Source organism: Nocardioides xinjiangensis, assembly GCF_017916455.1.
GTDB lineage: Bacteria > Actinomycetota > Actinomycetes > Propionibacteriales > Nocardioidaceae > Nocardioides > Nocardioides xinjiangensis.
This window is the reverse complement of the sequence record NZ_JAFMSY010000001.1, coordinates 1,736,246-1,754,659: the sequence shown is the minus strand read 5'-3', so window position 1 is coordinate 1,754,659 and position 18,414 is coordinate 1,736,246. Positions and strand designations below refer to the sequence as shown.

General features: G+C 73.2%; 13 protein-coding genes. 2 read left to right on the top strand and 11 right to left on the bottom strand.

Going from position 1 to position 18,414, the window contains the following annotated elements; all coding sequences use genetic code 11:
• Nucleotides 1–136: 136 nt before the first annotated feature.
• Both J3P38_RS08275 and J3P38_RS08270 read right to left on the bottom strand, forming a co-directional pair.
• Complete coding sequence (locus J3P38_RS08275; protein ID WP_210503241.1) at nt 137–919, bottom strand: lysophospholipid acyltransferase family protein; 783 nt, start codon at nt 917–919, stop codon at nt 137–139.
• 46 nt (nt 920–965) lie between these two features.
• Nucleotides 966–2,180, bottom strand: a complete 1,215-nt coding sequence (locus J3P38_RS08270; RefSeq protein WP_210503240.1) for a pyridoxal phosphate-dependent aminotransferase — start codon at nt 2,178–2,180, stop codon at nt 966–968.
• Nucleotides 2,181–2,222: 42 nt separating this feature from the next.
• On the opposite strand from J3P38_RS08270, the gene J3P38_RS08265 reads away from it, so the two are divergent.
• Nucleotides 2,223–2,867, top strand: a complete 645-nt coding sequence (locus J3P38_RS08265) for a GNAT family N-acetyltransferase (RefSeq protein WP_210503239.1) — start codon at nt 2,223–2,225, stop codon at nt 2,865–2,867.
• A 27-nt stretch (nt 2,868–2,894) separates the two neighbouring features.
• Here the strand turns inward: J3P38_RS08265 and trxA are convergent, their stop codons facing one another.
• The 7 genes from trxA to J3P38_RS08230 all read right to left on the bottom strand — a co-directional run bounded on the left by trxA (nt 2,895) and on the right by J3P38_RS08230 (nt 11,963).
• Nucleotides 2,895–3,218 carry a thioredoxin gene (trxA, locus tag J3P38_RS08260; protein WP_056603764.1) on the bottom strand — a complete coding sequence of 108 codons (324 nt, stop codon included), beginning with the start codon at nt 3,216–3,218 and terminating at the stop codon, nt 2,895–2,897.
• A gap of 144 nt (nt 3,219–3,362) precedes the next feature.
• On the bottom strand, nt 3,363–4,391 hold the full coding sequence (gene trxB, locus J3P38_RS08255; protein ID WP_210439335.1) for a thioredoxin-disulfide reductase: 1,029 nt from the start codon (nt 4,389–4,391) through the stop codon (nt 3,363–3,365).
• Nucleotides 4,392–4,479: 88 nt separating this feature from the next.
• A complete protein-coding gene (locus tag J3P38_RS08250) occupies nt 4,480–5,247 on the bottom strand; it encodes a hypothetical protein (protein WP_210503238.1) in 768 nt (255 codons plus the stop codon).
• Nucleotides 5,248–5,336: 89 nt separating this feature from the next.
• Nucleotides 5,337–5,990: an RNA polymerase sigma factor SigM gene (gene sigM, locus J3P38_RS08245; protein WP_210503237.1), complete on the bottom strand. Its 654-nt coding sequence runs from the start codon at nt 5,988–5,990 to the stop codon at nt 5,337–5,339.
• Complete coding sequence (locus tag J3P38_RS08240; RefSeq protein WP_210503236.1) at nt 5,987–8,005, bottom strand: protein kinase domain-containing protein; 2,019 nt, start codon at nt 8,003–8,005, stop codon at nt 5,987–5,989. Before J3P38_RS08240 ends, sigM begins: the two co-directional genes overlap by 4 nt.
• A 74-nt stretch (nt 8,006–8,079) precedes the next feature.
• Nucleotides 8,080–9,711, bottom strand: a complete 1,632-nt coding sequence (gene murJ / locus J3P38_RS08235) for a murein biosynthesis integral membrane protein MurJ (protein ID WP_210503235.1) — start codon at nt 9,709–9,711, stop codon at nt 8,080–8,082.
• Nucleotides 9,708–11,963: a DUF6049 family protein gene (locus tag J3P38_RS08230; RefSeq protein WP_210503234.1), complete on the bottom strand. Its 2,256-nt coding sequence runs from the start codon at nt 11,961–11,963 to the stop codon at nt 9,708–9,710. Before J3P38_RS08230 ends, murJ begins: the two co-directional genes overlap by 4 nt.
• 53 nt (nt 11,964–12,016) lie before the next feature.
• On the opposite strand from J3P38_RS08230, the gene J3P38_RS08225 reads away from it, so the two are divergent.
• Complete coding sequence (locus J3P38_RS08225) at nt 12,017–13,498, top strand: CCA tRNA nucleotidyltransferase (protein ID WP_210503233.1); 1,482 nt, start codon at nt 12,017–12,019, stop codon at nt 13,496–13,498.
• A 115-nt stretch (nt 13,499–13,613) separates the two neighbouring features.
• Here the strand turns inward: J3P38_RS08225 and J3P38_RS08220 are convergent, their stop codons facing one another.
• Both J3P38_RS08220 and J3P38_RS08215 read right to left on the bottom strand, forming a co-directional pair.
• The gene (locus J3P38_RS08220; RefSeq protein WP_210503232.1) at nt 13,614–17,378 is read right to left on the bottom strand and encodes a PKD domain-containing protein; all 3,765 of its coding nucleotides are present in this window, start codon (nt 17,376–17,378) and stop codon (nt 13,614–13,616) included.
• Between the two features lie 96 nt (nt 17,379–17,474).
• Entirely contained in the window at nt 17,475–18,413 is a 939-nt protein-coding gene (locus tag J3P38_RS08215; RefSeq protein WP_246855648.1) for a carbohydrate ABC transporter permease, read from the bottom strand.
• Between the last annotated feature and the right edge of the window lies 1 nt (nt 18,414).

Here is an 18,414-nt window from a genome sequence, read left to right as displayed (position 1 = left end):
GAGGGGTCTGCATGCCCCAATAAGTTTCGAATCCCCCGCTTAAGCGGGGGATCAGGGACGACAACCGCGCGCGGTAATGTCGACAAACCGGCAAAGGGACTAAACGACGAAGCGACACGTCGACCTGTCGACGGATCTACTTGTTGCCTTGTCGCTTCGCCGCCGCGCGCTCCGCCCGCCTCCGGGCCCGCGCCCGCATCTCCTCGGCGTCGAGGCGGGCCGCCTCCTCGAGCGTCGGGGCGGAGCCGCCCATCGACGCGGGCACCCACCAGGAGCCGGGGGGCTGCTCATCGGCGGGGTACTCCCGGACCGCCTCGCCGAGCAGCTGCGACATGCGGGCGTGCAGCGTGGCCGTCTCCGCGACGGGGTCCGCGCCGGTGGGGTGGAGCGGCTCGCCGACCTTGATCACGATCGACCTGCCCCGGGAGAAGTCGCGTGGGCGGTCCTTGGTCATCATCCGCTGGGTTCCCCACAGGATGACCGGGACGACGGGTACGCCGGCCGTTGCGGCGATGCGGACCGCCCCGGTCTTGAACTCCTTGAGCTCCATCGCGCGCGAGATGGTCGCCTCGGGGAAGATGCCGACCGCCTCGCCCTCGCGGAGGCGGTCGACCGCGGTGCGGAAGCTCGCGACGCCGTCGCCCCGGTCGACCTCGATGTGGTGCATCGAGCGCATGACCGGTCCGGCCACCGGGTGGTCGAAGACCTCGCGCTTGGCCATGAAGCGCACCAGCCGGCCCGACGGGTTCGCCGCGAGCCCGCCGTAGACGAAGTCGACGTAGCTGACGTGGTTGCAGGCCAGCAGCACGCCGCCCTCCCGCGGCACGTGCTCGGTGCCGCTGAGGTGGATGCGCTGGCCAAGCGCGCGGAACGCCGCCTTGGCGGTGACGATGATGGCCGGGTAGGTCACGTCGCGCATGACGAGAGCCTAGGGTCGCGCCGTGACCGCCCGCGAACCGAGGTGGTCAGCGACGCGTGGCCAGGAAGTCGGCGATCCGTCCGATCGCCTCCTCCAGGACGCTCGCCTCGGGCAGGGTCACCAGCCGGAAGTGGTCGGGGGCCGGCCAGTTGAAGCCGGTGCCGTGGGTGACGAGGATCTTCTTGGCCCGGAGCAGGTCGATGACGAGTGCCTGGTCGTCGTCGATCGCGTAGACCTCCGGGTCGAGCCGGGGGAAGCAGTACAGAGCGCCGCGCGGCTTGACGTTCGTGACGCCGGGGATCTCGTTGAGCAGGCGGTGCGCGAGCATCGACTGCTCGTAGAAGCGTCCGCCGGGTCCGACGAGCTCCTCGATCGACTGGTAGCCGCCCAGCGCGGTCTGGATGGCGTGCTGAGCCGGCACGTTCGCGCACATGCGCATGTTGGCGATGAGCGTGAGGCCCTCGAGGAAGTCCGTGGCGATCTCCTTGGGGCCCGACACCATGACCCAGCCGGCGCGGTAGCCGCACACGCGGTAGGCCTTGGAGAGGCCCGAGAACGTCAGGCACAGCACGTCGTTGCCGCCGTAGGTCGCCGCGTGGTGGTGCTGGGCGTCCTCGAACAGGATCTTCTCGTAGATCTCGTCGGACATCACGACGAGCTGGTGGCGACGCGCGATGTCGACCAGCCCCTTCACGGTCTCCTCGCTGTAGACCGCGCCCGTGGGGTTGTTGGGGTTGATGATGACGATGGCGTGGGTGTTCTCCGTGATCTTCGACTCGATGTCGGCGAGGTCGGGGTTCCAGCCGTCCTCCTCGTCACACCGGTAGTGCACCGGCACCCCGCCCGCGAGCGTCACCGCGCCGGTCCACAGCGGGTAGTCCGGTGCCGGCACCAGGATCTCGTTCCCGTCGTCGACGAACGCTTGGAGCACCATCGAGATCAGCTCGGAGACGCCGTTGCCGATGTAGACGTCCTCGACGCCGACGTCGCGCAGTCCTCGCGACTGGTAGTAGTGCATCACCGCGGTGCGGGCCGACCAGATGCCCTGGCTGTCGGCGTACCCCTGGGACTGCGGCAGGTGGTGCACCATGTCGGCGACGATCTGCTCGGGGGCGTCGAAGCCGAACGGAGCGGTGTTGCCGATGTTGAGCTTGAGGATGCGGTGGCCCTCGGCCTCGAGGCGCTGCGCCTCGACGAGGATCGGCCCGCGCACGTCGTAGCGGACACCTTGCAGCTTCTTGCTCTGTCGGATCGGGCGCACGCTGCATCCTCTCAGGCGCCCACCGGGGCTAGCATCGACTGCGTGTCCCGCAAGACCGCAGCGCTGACGGTCGACCACCTCGTCGACCTGGGTGACCCGGTGCGCTCCTGCCTGTTCTGGGAGCTTCCACCGGTGGAGCGTGCCCGCCTCGACGAGCAGGAACGGGCCGCGGCGAAGCAGGAGTGGCTGGCGGGCACGCTGCGCGACTGGGGCTCCTGTGGGCGGGTCGTCCGCGTCGACGGCCGCACCGTGGGGCTGATCGTGTACGCCCCCGCGGCGCTGCTGCCCGGGGCCGCGGCGCTCCCCACCGCGCCGGGCTCGCCCGACGCCGTGCTCGCGGCGACGGCCTGGATCGAGCCGCGGCACCGCCGCGGCGGGTTGGGGCGGCTGCTCGTGCAGTCGATGGCGGCCGACCTCGTCGAGCGCGGGCACACGGCGATCGAGGCGTACGGCGACACGCGGGGCCGACCGAACGGCTGCGTGCTCCCCGCGGAGTTCCTCGGCAGCGTCGGCTTCGCGACCCAGCGGGCGCACCCGACGACCCCGCGGATGCGGATGGAGCTCCGCACCACGCTGAGCTGGAAGGACGAGGTCGAGCTGGCTCTCGAGCGGGTGTGGGGCGTCGTGCGCCCCACGCAGAAGGCGACCCGCCCGATCGGATCGGTGCGGGTCGCCTCTCGCGACTGACGAGCGTGCTCGTCGACTGCGCGTCGCTCAGATGATGCCCTCGAGCTCCTTGAGGAGCGCGGCCTTGGGCTTGGCGCCGACGATCGACTTCACGACCTCGCCGCCCTGGTAGACGTTGATGGTGGGGATGCCGGTGACACGGTAGGACGACGGCGTCACCGGGTTCTCGTCGACGTTCATCTTGAGGAAGGTGAGCTTCTCACCGTGCTCGGCGTTGAGCTCGTCGAGGATGGGGGCGACCTGGCGGCACGGGCCGCACCACTCGGCCCAGAAGTCCACCAGGACGGGCTTGTCGGACTTGAGGACCTGCGCCTCGAACTCGGCGTCGGTCACGGCGGCGATGTTGGCCACGGCGGTTGCCCCTTTCGTGGGTCTCTTCGATGGTCCGGGTCGTTGAACGGTCTCCAACGACCGACGTCTGGGTCAACACCGGGCTCGCGACGGTTGTTCCCGTCCGGGACCCGGCGCGGCCGCCCGTCGGCGGCCTGCCCTCGATCAGGCGCGGGCGGTCTCCACCTGCTCCTCGATCAGCGCCACCGTGGCCGCCGCGTCGCCGGCGGTGGACGCCTCGTGGTCGAGGGCGGCGATGAACCGCTCGGCGTCGAGGGCGGCGGCGCAGCCGGTGCCGGCGGCGGTGATGGCCTGGCGGTAGTGGTGGTCGACCAGGTCGCCGGCGGCGAACACGCCCGGCAGGTTGGTCTTGGTCGAGGGGTGGTCGACGAGCACGTAGCCGTCGTCGTCGAGGTCGACCTGGCCTGTCAGCAGCTCCGAGCGCGGGTCGTGGCCGATCGCGATGAACAGGCCGGTGACGTCGAGCCGGCGCTCCTCGCCGGTCCCGGTGTCGCGCAGCGTGACCGACTCGAGCTTGTCGGTGCCGTTGATCGAGGCGACCTCGGCGTTCCACACCATCTCGAGCTTGGGGTCGGCGAAGGCCCGCTCCTGCATGATCTTGGAGGCGCGCAGCTCGCCGCGGCGGTGGACGAGGTAGACCTTCGAGGCGAAGCGGGTCAGGAACGTCGCCTCCTCGACCGCGGAGTCGCCCCCGCCGATCACGGCGATCGCCTGGTCGCGGAAGAAGAAGCCGTCACAGGTGGCACACCAGGAGACGCCGCGCCCCGAGAGCTCGTCCTCGCGCGGGAGCCCGAGCTTGCGGTAGCCCGAGCCGGTCGCGAGGATCACCGACCGCGCGGTGTAGGTGTCGGTGGCGGTCCTGACGACCTTGAGGTCACCGGTGAGGTCCACCTCGACGACGTCGTCGGCGACCAGCTCGGCGCCGAAGCGCTCGGCCTGGGCGCGCATCTCGTCCATCAGCGCCGGACCCATGATGCCGTCGCGGAAGCCGGGGAAGTTCTCCACCTCGGTGGTGTTCATCAGCGCACCGCCGGCGGTCACCGACCCCTCGAACACGAGCGGCTCGAGCGAGGCGCGGGCCGCGTAGACGGCGGCGGTGTACCCCGAGGGCCCCGAGCCGATGATGATGACGTTGCGCGGCGTCGACTCGGTGGTGGCGGTGCTGGTGCTCATGAGCGGTCAGTGACTCCTGGGATCGGATGGGGCGTACGCCTGTCCAACCGATCGTAGGCGACCGTTGTTCCGCCGGTGGCGCGAGCGCTCAGGGCGCGGGCAGCGTCAACGTGCGCACCGGGTCCGGGGTGCCGCACACGTAGACCTCGGCCCGCTGCGCCTCCGCGTCCGGGCGACGGAACACGACGACACCGCGCTGCCCGTCGACCTCGGCCACGAGGCGACGGCCCGGGCCGTGGCGAGGGCCGTCGCAGCCGCTGAGGGCCTCCAGGGTGGTGGCCGAGGAGCGGCGGACGGCGCCGGGCCGCAGGGTTAGCAGCTGCTGGGCCAGCTCGGCGTCGGTCGAGGAGAGCGTCGGATAGCTCCCGGGTGCCGAGGGCGCGGAGCCCTTCAGGGACTCCGGCGCGAGCCCGGCGTCGGCCCCGGCGTCCTCCTCGGTGCGGGCGCCGCCGTTGGCGCCGCGGCCGCCGGCCAGCCCGGGGGAGGTGGAGTCCGCGGACGTGGCGCTCGAGCCGGCGCCGGCGTCGTCCCCGCCGTCCTGCGGCAGGATCTGGCCCACGGCGATGCCGGCGACCACGACCGCCGCGGCCGCGAGCACGCCTGCCGAGGCGAGGCGGCGGCGCCGGGACCCGAGGTCGACGACCCGCGGTGGCGTGTCGTGGGGCCTGTCGTGGGCCGGGGCGTGGCTCGGGGCGTCGGGTGCGGCGTCGGGCGTGGACCCCCGCTCGGCGACCAGGGTCTCGAGCGTCCGCTCGAGGCGCGCGACGACCTCGGGCGGGGGCGGCCCGTCGTGGCGGGCGTCGGCGAGCAGGCGGCGTACGGCCTCCTGCTCGGGCGTCAGTCCGGCGTCGGTCATCGCGGGTCACCTCCTCGAGGGGTGGGTGCGGGGGTGGGTGCTGAGCGTGGGCGCGGCGCGTGGTGAGCGTGGTCGAAGTGCGGACGGGGTCAGGACGCGGGCGGTCCGCGCGGACGCACGGTGGGTTGGACGGGTCCGTCGGGCGGGGGGTTCCCGCCGGACTGGTCACCGGCTTCCTGCTGCAGGTCGGCGAGGAGCGCCGCGAGCTTGGTGCGCCCGCGCGAGCAGCGGGACTTCACGGTGCCCTCGGCGCACCCGAGCATCGCGGCGACCTCCGCGACGGGGTAGCCCTCCATGTCGACCAGCACCAGCGCGGCGCGCTGCTCGGCAGGCAGAGTCGCGAGCGCGGCGAGCACCCGCTGCCGGCGCTCGGTGTCCTCGGCGACGGCGTCGGGCTGGTCGTCGCGCACGGCGCTCGCGACGACGGTGCCGCGGTCCTCGACGTCGTCGGGCAGCGCATCGAGGCGGCGGATCTTGGCGGCGCGGAGGCGGTCCAGGCAGGCGTTGACGACGACCCGGTGCAGCCACGTGGTCACGGCCGCCTCGCCACGGTACGACCCGGCCCGGCGGAACGCGGCGACCATCCCGTCCTGGAGGCCGTCGGCAGCGTCCTCCGGGTTGCCCATCGTGCGGAGCGCGACGGCCCACAACCGGTCGCGGTGCCGCGCGAAGAGCTCACCGAACGCCTCGGTGTCCCCGTCGACGTGGGCCTGCAGCAGTGCCTGGTCGGAGCGGTCGCTCACCCGAGCACCTGCACCTCGGTGATCGTGCCGCGGAAGCCGCCGTCCACCGGCGGGAGCAGCGTCAGCCAGACCGTCACGTACTGGCCGGACACCGCCTCGTTGAGGTCGATCGTGAGCTCGCCGGTGCCCGACGCCGTCCCGACGGGCGTGAGCTCGGAGACGCCGGTCGGCGCCTCGGAGGTGACGTACGCCGCCAGGGAGGTCTGCCCGCCCTCGGTCGACACCACCACGCGGCGCACCGCCCGGGTGGAGCCGAGGTCGACGACCAGGCCGACGCCGGTCTTCAGGCCGGCCGGGCCGAAGTTCTGCTCGTAGGTGGAGGTGGTCCACGAGGTCGCGGGGTCGCCGTCGAGGACGTTGGGGACGGTCTCGGGGTTCTCCTGCCGGCCGTCGGTGCCCTGCGGGTCGAAGTCGTCGGCCACGAGGTCGGCGAGGGGGGTCGGCTCCACGGCCGTCGGGCTGGCCGTCGCCGTGGGGTCGTCGTCCGACCCGACGGTGGGCGGCTTGAGGCCGAGCTGGTACGCGGCGACGGCGGCCACGCCGACGAGCAGGCACGCCGCGACGATCAGCGCCAGGCGGATCCAGCTGCGCCCGGGCACCCGGTCGTTCGTGTCGTCGAGCCCCTGGCCGGTGCCCCACCGGTCGTCGGACCACGAGCCGGTGCCCCACGAACCCGAGGCCCACGAGCCGGTGTCGCGGCCCACCGCTCCGGTGCCGGAGTCGCGGCCGGCGTCCCGGCCGGAGTCCTGGGAGGCGTCCCACGGCCAGTAGTCGGGGGCCGACGGCGCGCGGCTGCCCGGGCGCGGCCGGCGGACGGGCTGGCCCTCGGGCGGGTCGGGGGCGAAGAGCGGCTTCGGATCGGGGTCGGTGAGCGGTGGAGGGGGCGTGGGCTTCTCGGTGCGGGCGCGCAGCCAGTCGACCTCGTCGTCCTCGTGGAAGACCGGCATGCCCGCCTCCGTGGGCAGGTCCGTGCTGGAGGGCGGCGCCGTCGACGCGGCCGCAGGACCGGGGTCCTGCGGTGCCGCGACCTCCGCCTGGCCCGCCGGGTCCTCGTGCTCGGGCTCCGCGGGCTCTGCGGGCTCTGCGGGCTCTGCGGGCTCTGCGGGCTCTGCGGCCTCCGGGCGGCCGGCCCGGGCTGCCGGGTCGTCGACGGGCACGACCGGCACCGCGGCGGTGGGGACCGACGACGGATCGACCGGCGGGAAGGCCCGGGTAGCAGGTGCGTGCCCGCCGGGGACCGGGACGAGCGTCCCAGTGGTCTCGCCGACGTAGCCGCGGAGCAGGTCGCGGACGCTCTGGGCCGACGGGCGGGTGGCCGCGGGACCCTGGCGGGGGTTGAGCACCTGGTCGCACAGCGCGTCGAGGGTGCGCGGGATCCCGGCGCGCACCTGGCGCGGACGCAGCACCTCGCCGTGCACCTCCGGCGCCGGGGGCACCGCGGAGCGTGACACACCGGCCCACCTGCCGGTGAGCGAGCAGTAGAGCAGGCCGACGAGGTCGATCTCGTCGACGTTGAGCCGGCCGGGGGTCAGTCCGCGCAGGGCCGCCTCGACCCCGAAGCCGATGATCCGGACGTGCCCGTTCTGGTCGAGGAGCACGTTCTCCGGCGCAAGGTGCCCGTGCGCGAGGCCCGCGGCGTGCGCCACCGCGAGGCTGTCGGCCACCTCCGCGACCAGCCACGCCGCCCGCCGGGGGGCCAGCGGGCCCTCCCGCGTGAGCAGCGCGTCGAGCGAGTCGCCCTGTCCCCACTCGTTGACGACGTAGCAGAGCCCGCCCGCGGCCTCGGCGTCGAGCACCCGCAGCAGGCGCCGGTCGATGACGGGCCCGGTGCGCCGGGCGGCGTCGAGGACCGGCTGCGCGCGCTCGTCGTCGGCCGGGATCACGTGGACGGAGACCGGACGGTGCAGCACCAGGTCGTGGGCCCGCCAGAACCGGCAGGACCCGTTCTCGGAGAGGAGGTCGTCGAGCCGGTAGCGCTCCGCGAGCACGTCACCGGCCTGCGTCGACGTGGGCACCGCTCACCTCCCGTCCGCGTCCGGCCGGTCGGTCCCGACCCGCCTCACCGTTGTTGCGGCCACTCTAGGCAGATTCACCGGCGCCGCAGCCGTGCCGCGACGGTGTCGACCAGCCCCATCACCTCGCGCACCCGCAGCAGGCGGGCGCCGACGAGCACGACGAGCAGCCCGGCCCCGGCGCTCGCGCCGCCGCGCAACAGGGCGACGACCGGTCCCGGGTGCTCGCCGAGGCCGGCCAGGCCGCGCTCGACCAGCCAGGCGGTCGTGCCCGCCGCCGCGAGCACCACCGCCATCCGGACCACGAACCGGACCAGCTGCGGCGCCTCGAGCCCGCCCACGGTGCGCTGGAGCAGGGCGAAGCTCGCGACCGCTCCCACGGCGTACGACGCGAGGTAGGCGACCACCAGCATCGGGGCGGTCTCCTCCGGCGGCCGCGAGGGCACCAGCGCCGTGGCCACCAGCACGTTGGTGAGCGACACCGCGACCTGGATGAGGAACACCAGCCGGGTCATCTCCATGGCGTAGAAGCCGCGGAGCATGAAGTAGTGGACGGTGAAGAGGACCAGCGCCGGGCCGAAGAGCGCCAGGGTCGGGGCGAAGGTGGCTGCCGTGTCGGGGTCGGACCACCCGAAGGCGAAGCCGGCGACGTCCTCGGCGACCACGGGCAGCAGCACGGCGAACGGCAGCACCAGCGCGAGCGCCGTCCGCAGCGTCGAGCCGACGGTGCTCCCGAGGTCGGCGAGCCGGCCCTCGTGGGCGAAGCCCGAGATCCGCGGGAGGATCGCGGTCGCCAGCGAGACCGTGACGATCGAGTGCGGGACCATCATGATCAGCAGGCTGCTGGAGTAGACCGTGTAGCCGGTGCCGCCCGCCACGGCGCCGCCGGAGGCGAGGCGCACGACGACGAGGTACGCCGCCTGGGTGACGACGACGAAGAGCACGGTCCACATCCCGAGCGACAGCGTCCTGCGCAGCTCGGGGTCGCGGAAGTCGAAGCGAGGGCGGTAGGTGAACCCCGAGGCGCGCAGGTAGGGCACCAGCACCAGGCACTGCGCGACGATCCCGACCGTCGAGCCGAGGCCGAGCAGGACCTCCTGGCCGGTGTCGAACGCCTGGTCGCGCAACCGTCCCTCGCCGACGGGACCCCAGAGGAGGAGGTAGGTGAGCAGCATGGCGACCGCGATGAGGTTGTTGGCGATCGGTGCCCACATCATCGGTCCGAAGCGTCCGCGCGCGTTGAGCACCTGGCCGACCAGGACGTACATGCCGTAGAAGAACACCTGCGGCAGGCACCACCGCGTCAGGTCCACGATCGACTCGAGGTGGGCGGCCCGGTCGGGCTCGAGGAAGCGACCGTCGAGGTAGACCCGCAGCAGCAGCGGTGCGAGCACGACCAGCAGGACCGTGACGGTGCCGAGGAACAGCGCCGACAAGGTGATGACCCGGCTGGCGTAGGCGTCGCCGCCGTCGGGGTCGTCGGTGATGCGTCGCACCAGCTGTGGCACCAGGACGGCGTTGAAGATGCCGCCGGCCAGCAGGATGTAGACCATGTTGGGCAGCGTGTTGGCGATCGTGAAGAGGTCCGCGCGCAGCACGCCACCGAGCGCGGCGACGAGCAGGGCGCTGCGGATGAAGCCCGACGCGCGCGAGAACACCGTGCCGGCGGCCATCACGGCCGAGGAGGCGAGGATCCGCTGGTCGCTCATGGGCGTCCGGAGAGCGGGGTCGTGGGGCCCGGGGGGTGCTCGGCGGCCGGCTCGGCGCGACTGGGGGGCTCCTGCGCACCCGCCAGTGGCTCGGCCGCCGCGAGCTCCGCGCGCCGGGCCCGGATCTGCCCGGGCAGCCGGTAGCCGATCATCCCGAACAGCACGAGCGCGCCGACGCCCATCAGGATCCAGATCACCGCGCTGACGCGGGCCGCGCGGATGGGGAGCTGGTCCGACGAGCCGAGCGGTACGCCGTCGACGCTGAGCACGCTCAGCCGGACGTTGTGGACCCCGGGCTGGCGGGTGGTGGCCACGAAGCGCAGCGAGCTGCGGGCCCGGGGGCCCAGCTGGCGCACGCCGCCGCCGGTGAGCGTGACCTCGCCGTCCGTCCGGGCCTCGATGCGCACCTCGACCGGCTGGTCGAGGCCGTTGACGACGGTGGCGCCGAGCGGTCCGGAGTCGCTGGACAGCGTGACCGCCGCCGGCGCCTCGATGTCGATCTTCCCGAGGTCCTCGCGCATCGCGTCCTCCACGCGCTCCGCAGCGGCACGGGCCAGACCGGGCTGGGCGCGGTGCTGCTCGGAGAGGGTCACCAGCACCTCGTCGCGCACCTGGGCCTCCACCCGGGTCACCAGGGCCAGGACCTGCTCCAGCAGGGTGGCGGCCTGCGTGGCGCGGCTGGCGGCGGTGAAGCTCGCGGCGTCGAGCTCGGCGGCGAGGTCCTCGTCGGTGTAGGCGAGGCTCGAGGCCGGCACGCCGAAGGCCTGCCGGGACGTGACGTCGGCGACCGGCACGACCTCGAGCCACGACTGCTCCAGGTCGTCGAAGAAGGCCTGCGCGTCCTCGCCGCGCCACACCGTCGGCAGCGTGACCACCAGTGGCGCGGTGTCGTCGCCGTTCAGCCGCAGGGCCGCCTCGCTGAGCAGCCGCTGCCGCAGGGCGAGCGGGTCGTTCGCGGCCGTGGGGCCGGGGCCTCCCGCCTCGGCACCGGTGCTCGTCACCAGCACCTTGTGGCCGAGGACGCGGACCATCGAGGTGGGGCTGGCGGGTGGGACGGCGAACGCGTTGTCGCCCACCAGGACCTGCGTGCCGGCCGGCACCTGCGCGAGGGCCTCGGGGCTGAGCACGTCGCTGGTCGGCGCCACCACCGGCTGCGACGGCAGCGAGAGGGCCGCCATCACCTCCGCGCCGCGGGCCACGGCCTGGTCGAGGCGGGTGCGGTCGTGGCGGACGGCCGCCGACACGTCGATGTCGCCGTAGGGCAGGGTCAGCACGGGCGTGGCGCCGACCAGGTCCTGGAAGCGGGCCAGCCATGCCCCGGCGGCGACGGCGAGGGCGGCCTCCTCCTCGGTCGGCTCCTCGCTGGGCTGCGACTCGGTCGGGGTGAGCGTCTCGAGGGACTCCGGGTCCTGCGTGCCGTCGCTCGGTGACTCGCTCGGCGTCGGCTGCTGGTCGGGCACGCTCGGGTCCGGGCCCAGGCTGCGGGGGACGTTCCCGTGCGAGAGCCGCGCGACCGCCAGCAGCACCGCCGGGTCGACGAGCCAGCTGTACGGCGTCGACCCGGCGGAGTCGGCCATGTCGAGCACCCCGTCGAGGCTGCCGCCCTCGGCGAGGCGGCGGGCCCAGCGCTCGGTGCCCGCGACGGCGCCGTCCTCGTCGAACCAGACGCGGCCGCGGATCGGGAGCACCACCGACACCTCCTGGGTGTCGCGGCCGGTCGGGCGCATCGGGATGAACGTGCGGGCGCGACCGTCGGCCACGCCGTCACGCGGGACCGAGCTGTCGCCCAGGGCGTGGATGCCGATCCAGTAGACGCCCGGCTGGCCGGAGGTCTCGAGCAGCTCGACGGGCACGGTGTCGGAGAACGTGGCGCTCTGCCCGGGCGCGAGCTCGTCCACGGTGTCGAACGTGCCCGGGACCGTCACCCGCTGGCCGACGTACTCGGCCGGGTCGATGGTCGCTGAGACCCCGAGCGTGGCGGAGTCGAGGATCGGCGTCTGGGAGGAGAACGCGTGCAGGTTGATCCGGGTGAAGGTCTCGTCGCTGACGTTGGTGACCGTGCCCGTGATCTCGACGTCGCCCGTGCGCGGCAGCTCGGGGCTGATGGCGTCGAGGTGCACCACGAGCGGGTCGGCGTCCTTGGCCTCGGCGGGCGCCGGGGCGCCGGCGGCCGGCGCCGCGAGGCCCGCGGCCGCGACCGCGGAGGTCAGGAGCCCCGCCAGGGCAGCACGGAACACGGACGGGCGGGGCACGCACCGATGCTAGTTGCTGGGCCGAGCCGCGCCGGCACGTAGACTGGCCTGTCGTGTCCGACGCCTCCCTGCAACCGCTCACGATCGTGGAGATCCAGGCGCGCGTCGCCGACGAGCTCGCGCGCATCGGGTCTGTGATCGACGAGCTGGGCGCGAGGTTCGCCGCGGCGGGCGAAGAGCTGGCGCTGGTCGGCGGCCCGGTCCGCGACGCGATGATCGGACGGCTGCAGAACGACCTCGACTTCACCACCTCCGCGCGTCCCGACGTCACGGAGCGACTGCTCGCCGGGTGGGCCGACGCCGTGTGGGACATGGGTCGCGACTTCGGCACGATCGGCTGCCGCAAGGGCCCGTGGCAGGTCGAGATCACGACCTACCGCTCCGAGACCTACGACCCGGCCTCGCGCAAGCCCGACGTCGACTTCGGCGACAGCCTCGAGGGCGACCTGGGGCGGCGCGACTTCAGCGTGAACGCCATGGCCGTCCGCGTGCCCGGGCGCGAGTTCGTCGACCCGTTCGGCGGCATCGTCGACCTCGCCGAGCGGGTCCTGCGCACGCCGGGTGCTCCTGAGGACTCGTTCTCCGACGACCCGCTGCGGATGATGCGCGCCGCCCGGTTCGCCGCGCAGCTCGGGTTCTCCGTCGCCCCGGAGGTCGTCGAGGCGATGACCGCGATGGCGGGGCGCATCGAGATCATCTCGGCCGAGCGGGTGCGCGACGAGCTCGTCAAGCTGGTGTGCGCCCCGCACCCGCGGCTCGGCCTGACGCTCCTCGTCGAGACCGGGCTGGCGGCCCACGTGCTGCCGGAGCTGCCGGCGCTCGCGCTGGAGCGCGACGAGCACCACCGGCACAAGGACGTCTACGAGCACACCCTGACCGTGCTCGAGCAGACCATCGACCTCGAGCACCGCCTCGGCGGCGGTCGCGACGCTGCTCCCGACTTCATCAGCCGCTTCGCCGCCCTCATGCACGACGTCGGCAAGCCCAGGACGCGCCGCTTCGAGGCCGGCGGGGTGGTGACCTTCCACCACCACGACGCCGTCGGTGCCAAGCTCACCCGCAAGCGGATGCAGGCGCTGCGCTTCTCCAACCACGACATCGAGGCGGTCTCGCGGCTGGTGGAGCTGCACCTGCGCTTCCACGGCTACGGCTCGGGCGAGTGGACCGACAGCGCCGTCCGGCGCTACGTCCGCGACGCCGGCGACCAGCTGGAGCGGCTGCACATCCTCACCCGGGCCGACTGCACCACGCGCAACCAGCGCAAGGCCGACCGCCTGCGCCGGACGTACGACGCGCTCGAGGAGCGCATCGCCCGGCTGTCGGAGGAGGAGGAGCTGGCCGCGATCCGGCCCGACCTCGACGGCAACCGCATCATGGAGGTCCTCGGCATCGGACCCGGTCGCGAGGTGGGGCAGGCGTACGCGTTCCTGCTCGAGCTGCGGATGGACGAGGGCCCGCAGACGCCCGAGCAGGCCGAGGCCGCGCTGCGCGCCTGGTGGGCCGGGCGGCAGGACCAGGAACCGCCGACCCGCTGACCCGCCGACCCGCTGACCCGCCGACCCGTGACCGGCGCCGGAACGGCACGACCCGCCCGGACGGGGTCCGGGCGGGTCGCGTGTGGGTGCCGTGTGGGCACCGCGTGGGCGGCGGTCAGCGCGCGGTGCGGAAGCCCTCCACGTACGCCGTCCCGCGGGTGACCACGAGCCGCAGCCGGTGCGGGCGGTCGCCGCCGAGGCCGCTGATCACCGCGTGCCGGTCGAGGCGGGGACGCGCCCGCCGTCCCGCGAAGGACACCGTTCCGATCCGCTCGCCGTCGACGAACAGCACGGCCCGGCCGCCCCGCGCCGCGCGTCCGAGGACGACGTCCACCGCGTCGCCCTCGAAGGTCAGGCGCAGCACGTCGCGTCCCGGGCGTCGACCGCGGTTGTCGCAGTAGGAACCGCCGGGGGCCTCGCCCCGCAGCACCCGCCAGCTGCCGAGGTGGCCCACCGAGCGCCCCTGGCACGGGTGCCGGCGCGTGAGGCCGTCGGGCGCCTGAGAGGTCACGGCGACCGTCGGCTGGCCCGCGCCGCCCGCACCCGGGTCCGGGGTGGACGTGGGGTCCGGGGTGGGCGAGGGACCGGTTGGGCCGCCGCGCTCGGTGATCGTCACCCGCACCGTCGCCGTGCCGGTCAGGCCCTCGGCGTCGGAGACGGTCACGGTGACGTCGTACGTCCCGGGCCTGCCGAAGACGCGCTTCACCACCGGGCCCTCGGCGTCCTTGGTGGTGCCGCCGTTGCCGAGGTCCCACGAGTAGGTGAGGCTGCCGGGTGTCTCGGCGTCGGTGCTGCCGGAGGCGTCGAGGGTGACCTCGGTCCCCGCGGCGGCGGTGGCCGGCGTCGCGGTCGCCCACGCCTGGGGCGCGGTGTTGGTCGGCGGCAGGGGCTCCTCGTCGTAGCCGTAGTCGAAGGTGCCGCAGCCCTTCCCGAGGGTGAACCGGACGTCGCCGGTCAGGTCGCCGTCGGCCTGCTGCGGACCCTCGCCGGTCTCCGTGCCGTCGCCGTTGCCGGTCATGCGCAGGACGTCGAAGGTGAGGCAGTCGTGGCGGAACTCCCAGTTGCCCGACGGGCTGCTCGGGTCGGCGTAGTTGTCGGTCCACCCCTCGCCGCCGTCGGAGAAGTGGGAGTCGCCGTCGGCCGCGGTCCAGGCCGCGTCGCCGAGGTCGGGGGTGATGCTGCCCGGCTCCGGCTGGCTGTCGAGCGGCGACTGGGCGGGCGGGTCGTCGGTCCCGGCATTGCCGTAGCCGTGCGCCTCGTCGGTGTAGGCGGTGTAGAACCCGGACTGGAAGGCGATCGGGTCGCGGTCGACCTGGCCGTTGCCGTCGAGGTCGAACCCGGACCGGTCACGCATCTCGAGGTAGTACGCGTGGTCGGACGGGCCCTCCGCGCCGGCGGCGACGTACTGCCACCCCTGTCCGCAGTCCCCGCCCGGGCCGTCGGCCCGGCAGCCGCCGTTGAAGATCCGCGGGTCGGCGGACGAGCCGCTGGTCTCGAAGTCGGTCGCGTAGATCTCCCGCGTGGTGCCGTCGGGCAGGGTCGCGGTCACCGTGACGTCGTCGATGAACCAGCCGGGGCGCGCCAGCCCGGGGTCGGTCGCGTAGCTGAACCGCAGCACCGGGGCGTCGGTGCCGACCAGGTCGGAGATGTCGTAGGAGTCGGCGAGGAAGACCATCTCCGGGGTCTCGCCCAGCTTGCGGTCGGTGGCCTCGGTGCCGGCTGCGTAGGAGCCGGACGTGCCGGTGATCCCGTTGTCGTAGGCCGCCTGGCAGCCGTTCTGGTTGGGGTTGCCGGCGAGCAGGTCGGTGTTGGAGGTGGTGTAGCCCTCGGCGGACGCGTGGGAGACGTAGTCCCGGCCGTCGCCGGAGGTCAGCACGAAGCCGTAGTCGTAGTCCCACTCGATGTCCCACATCGACTTGAAGTCGAGCGAGAGCGTGGTGCCGGCGGGCAGGTCGGCCGCCTCGGGAAGGGCGACGTCGATGTTGTGCCCGCCGCCGTCGGTCGAGCAGCCGAAGTCGTTGCCGGAGCGCGACCACCAGGTGTGCGAGGCGGTGGCGGTGTCACCGGTGTCGAACTTCGCCGGGTCGAGGAGGACGCGGCCCGGCAGCTTCGCGACGTACATCTGGGAGTTCTGCACCCGGCCGACGCCGCCTTGGCCCTCGGTGAGGGTGTACGCCGTCCCCGTGGGCGTCTGCCACGTGATGGTGTTCGTGTCCTGCTTGGAGTCGGTGATCCCCGACTCGGTGCGTGAGGAGTCGAGGACCTCGGGGACCACCCAGCCGAGCTCCTGGCGCCCGAAGGCGTCGATGTGGTGCGACTTGTCGGTCGCCATCAGGCTCCAGTCGCCGTAGGTCTCGCGCCCGCCGAGGGAGTAGAAGTCCGGCAGGCCGAGCGAGTGGCCGTACTCGTGGGAGATGACCGACGCGTGGTCGATGGCCGTCTCCGGGTTGAGGTTGTAGGGGCCCACGCGCACGAACACTTTGAGGGCGTCGGGACCCGGCGTGGTCGTCATCTCGTCGTAGCTGTCGTCGGTGTACCAGAGGGGCCGGCCCTCGAGGTCCTTCAGCTGGTCGTCGGTGGTGAAGCCGGGCAGGCCCGTGACGGGGTCGGTGTAGTAGAACTCCAGGCTCGAGGAGTGGGGCCAGATGTTGTCGTAGGGCAGGTCCGGCGTGCCGGTCGTCGGGTTGGGCAAGTCGCAGCCGGCGGGGCCGAGCTGCGAGGACCCGTTGCCGCCGCACCCGGCGAACACGGCCATGAAGAAGTCGACCACCCCGTCCTTGTCGGTGTCGTAGTCGGAGTAGTCGATCTCCGGGTCGGCGATGGCGGCCGCGTCGACGACGATCTTCCCGGTGGGTCCGCAGCCGGAGTCGATCTGCATGAGCGCCGCGGCGCCGGCGAGCGAGCCGACGACGGCGGAGCCGTTGCCGTCGGAGCCGTAGTAGCCGGTGCTGCCCGGAAGCTGGTAGACCCCGTCGCGGATCCGCTGGGTGTAGAGCGGGTTCGTGGGCAGCGGCACGTCGGCGTGCGTCACGCCGAGGCAGGTCTGGCCCGGCACCACCTTGGTGAACGGGAACGCCTTCTGGCCGCCCGTCGCGGTGTTGCCCTCGTAGGCGAAGTCCGCGGACTCGATCCCGGCGGAGGGGACGGTGCCCTCCGGGTAGAGCTGGCCCAGGCTCATCTCCTGGAACAGGTTGAACGTCGAGCCCTCGAAGGAGGGGTCGTTGATGACGGTGTCGAGGGAGCGCTCGTGCTCACCGTAGCCGCGGTCGGTGTAGGCGACCGGGACGACGGGGAACGGCCGGTCGCCGTAGCGCGCGGTGTCGTACTCGGAACCGGGCGGGATCACCTTGGGGCCGTGGCTGGTGAAGGCTCGGCTGGCGCCTGCGACGGTGACGGTGGCGGTGGTGGACAGGTCGCGCCACACGACGGTGGGCAGCTGGGCGAGGTCGTCGGCGCGGCTCTCGAGGACGAGGGTGCGGGTCGCGCCGGCAGCGAGGCTGCCGACCTGCCAGGTGTGGCTGCGGGCGTCCACCGTGGTGGCGCCGGCCTTGAGGATGCGGCTGCCGGTGGGTGCGGTGATGGCGACGCTCGCCCCGACGACGGGGAGCGCGGAGGTGTTGCGGACGATGATGCGCGAGGGGTAGGTCTCGCCGGGCTTGACCCAGCCGACGGCGGAGACGAAGGAGTTCTCCACCTCGAGGCCGCCCACGACCCCCTCCGAGACGACGGTGGGGGACGCGGCCGGGGCGCTGGGGGAGCCGGCGGCGGTGGCGGAGCCGGCGGTGGCAACCGTGGTGGCGGTCAGCAGGCCGGCGAGGAGGGTGGTGGTGGCGAGGGCGCGTACGGCCGTGGTGGCCGCGAGCCGACGGGATCGGGACATCGGGTTCCTCAGTGGTAGGACGCGTCGGGGGCGCGTCGACGACCTGAGAACGACGTCGTGGTCGCGAAGTTACTCGCGCGTGGGCGGCCGGTGTGCTCAGCCCTTCGTGCCCGTGCTGGCGACTCCCTGGATGATCTGCTTCTGGCCGATGAAGAACACGACGATCATCGGCAGCGTCGCGATCACGCTGGCCGCCACGACGAGCTCCCAGTGCCACTCGCCGCCGAACCCGAACTGGTCGAGCATCGACTTGAGCCCCCGCGGCACGGTGAAGTCCTCGCGGTCGCGCAGGTAGATCAGGCCCCGCATGAGGTCGGTCCACGCGGCCTGGAACTCGAACAGCGCGACCACGACCAGCGCGGGGCGGGTCAGCGGCAGCGCGATGTGCCAGAACACCTTCCAGTGCCCGGCGCCGTCCATCTCGGCGGCGTCGAAGAGCTCGGGCGGCAGGCCGAGGAAGAACTGCCGCAGCAGGAAGATGTAGAACGCCGTGCCGAACAGGTTGCCCGCCCACAGCGGCGTGAGCGTCCCGACCATGCCGAGCGAGTCCCAGATCAGGTAGGTCGGGATCATCGTCGCGGCGCCGGGGATCATCATCGAGGCGAGGACGAGCCCGAAGAGCACGTTGCGCCCGCGGAACCGGTAGCGGGCGAACCCCCACGCCACCAGCGCGCTGGACAGCGTCACGGTGAGCGTCGCCATGACCGTGACGAACGCCGTGTTGAGCAGCCACGCCCCCATCGGGGCGGCGTTCCACACCTCGACGTAGTTGTCGAACGTCAGCGTCTCGGGGATCAGCCTGTTGTCGAAGACGTCGCTGCGCGGCTTGAGCGAGGCGCTGATCAGCCAGACGAACGGGTAGACGAAGGCGACCGTCATGACCACGAGCGCCACGGTGACGAAGACGCGCGCGGCGAGCCCGCGCGGTCGCCGGCTCCGGGAGGCGGCCGGCGCCGGGGGCGTGACCGCCTCGTCCTCGACGAGGGGCGGAACCGTGGTGGGGCCGACCTCGCCGGCCCGGTCGAGCGTGCTCATC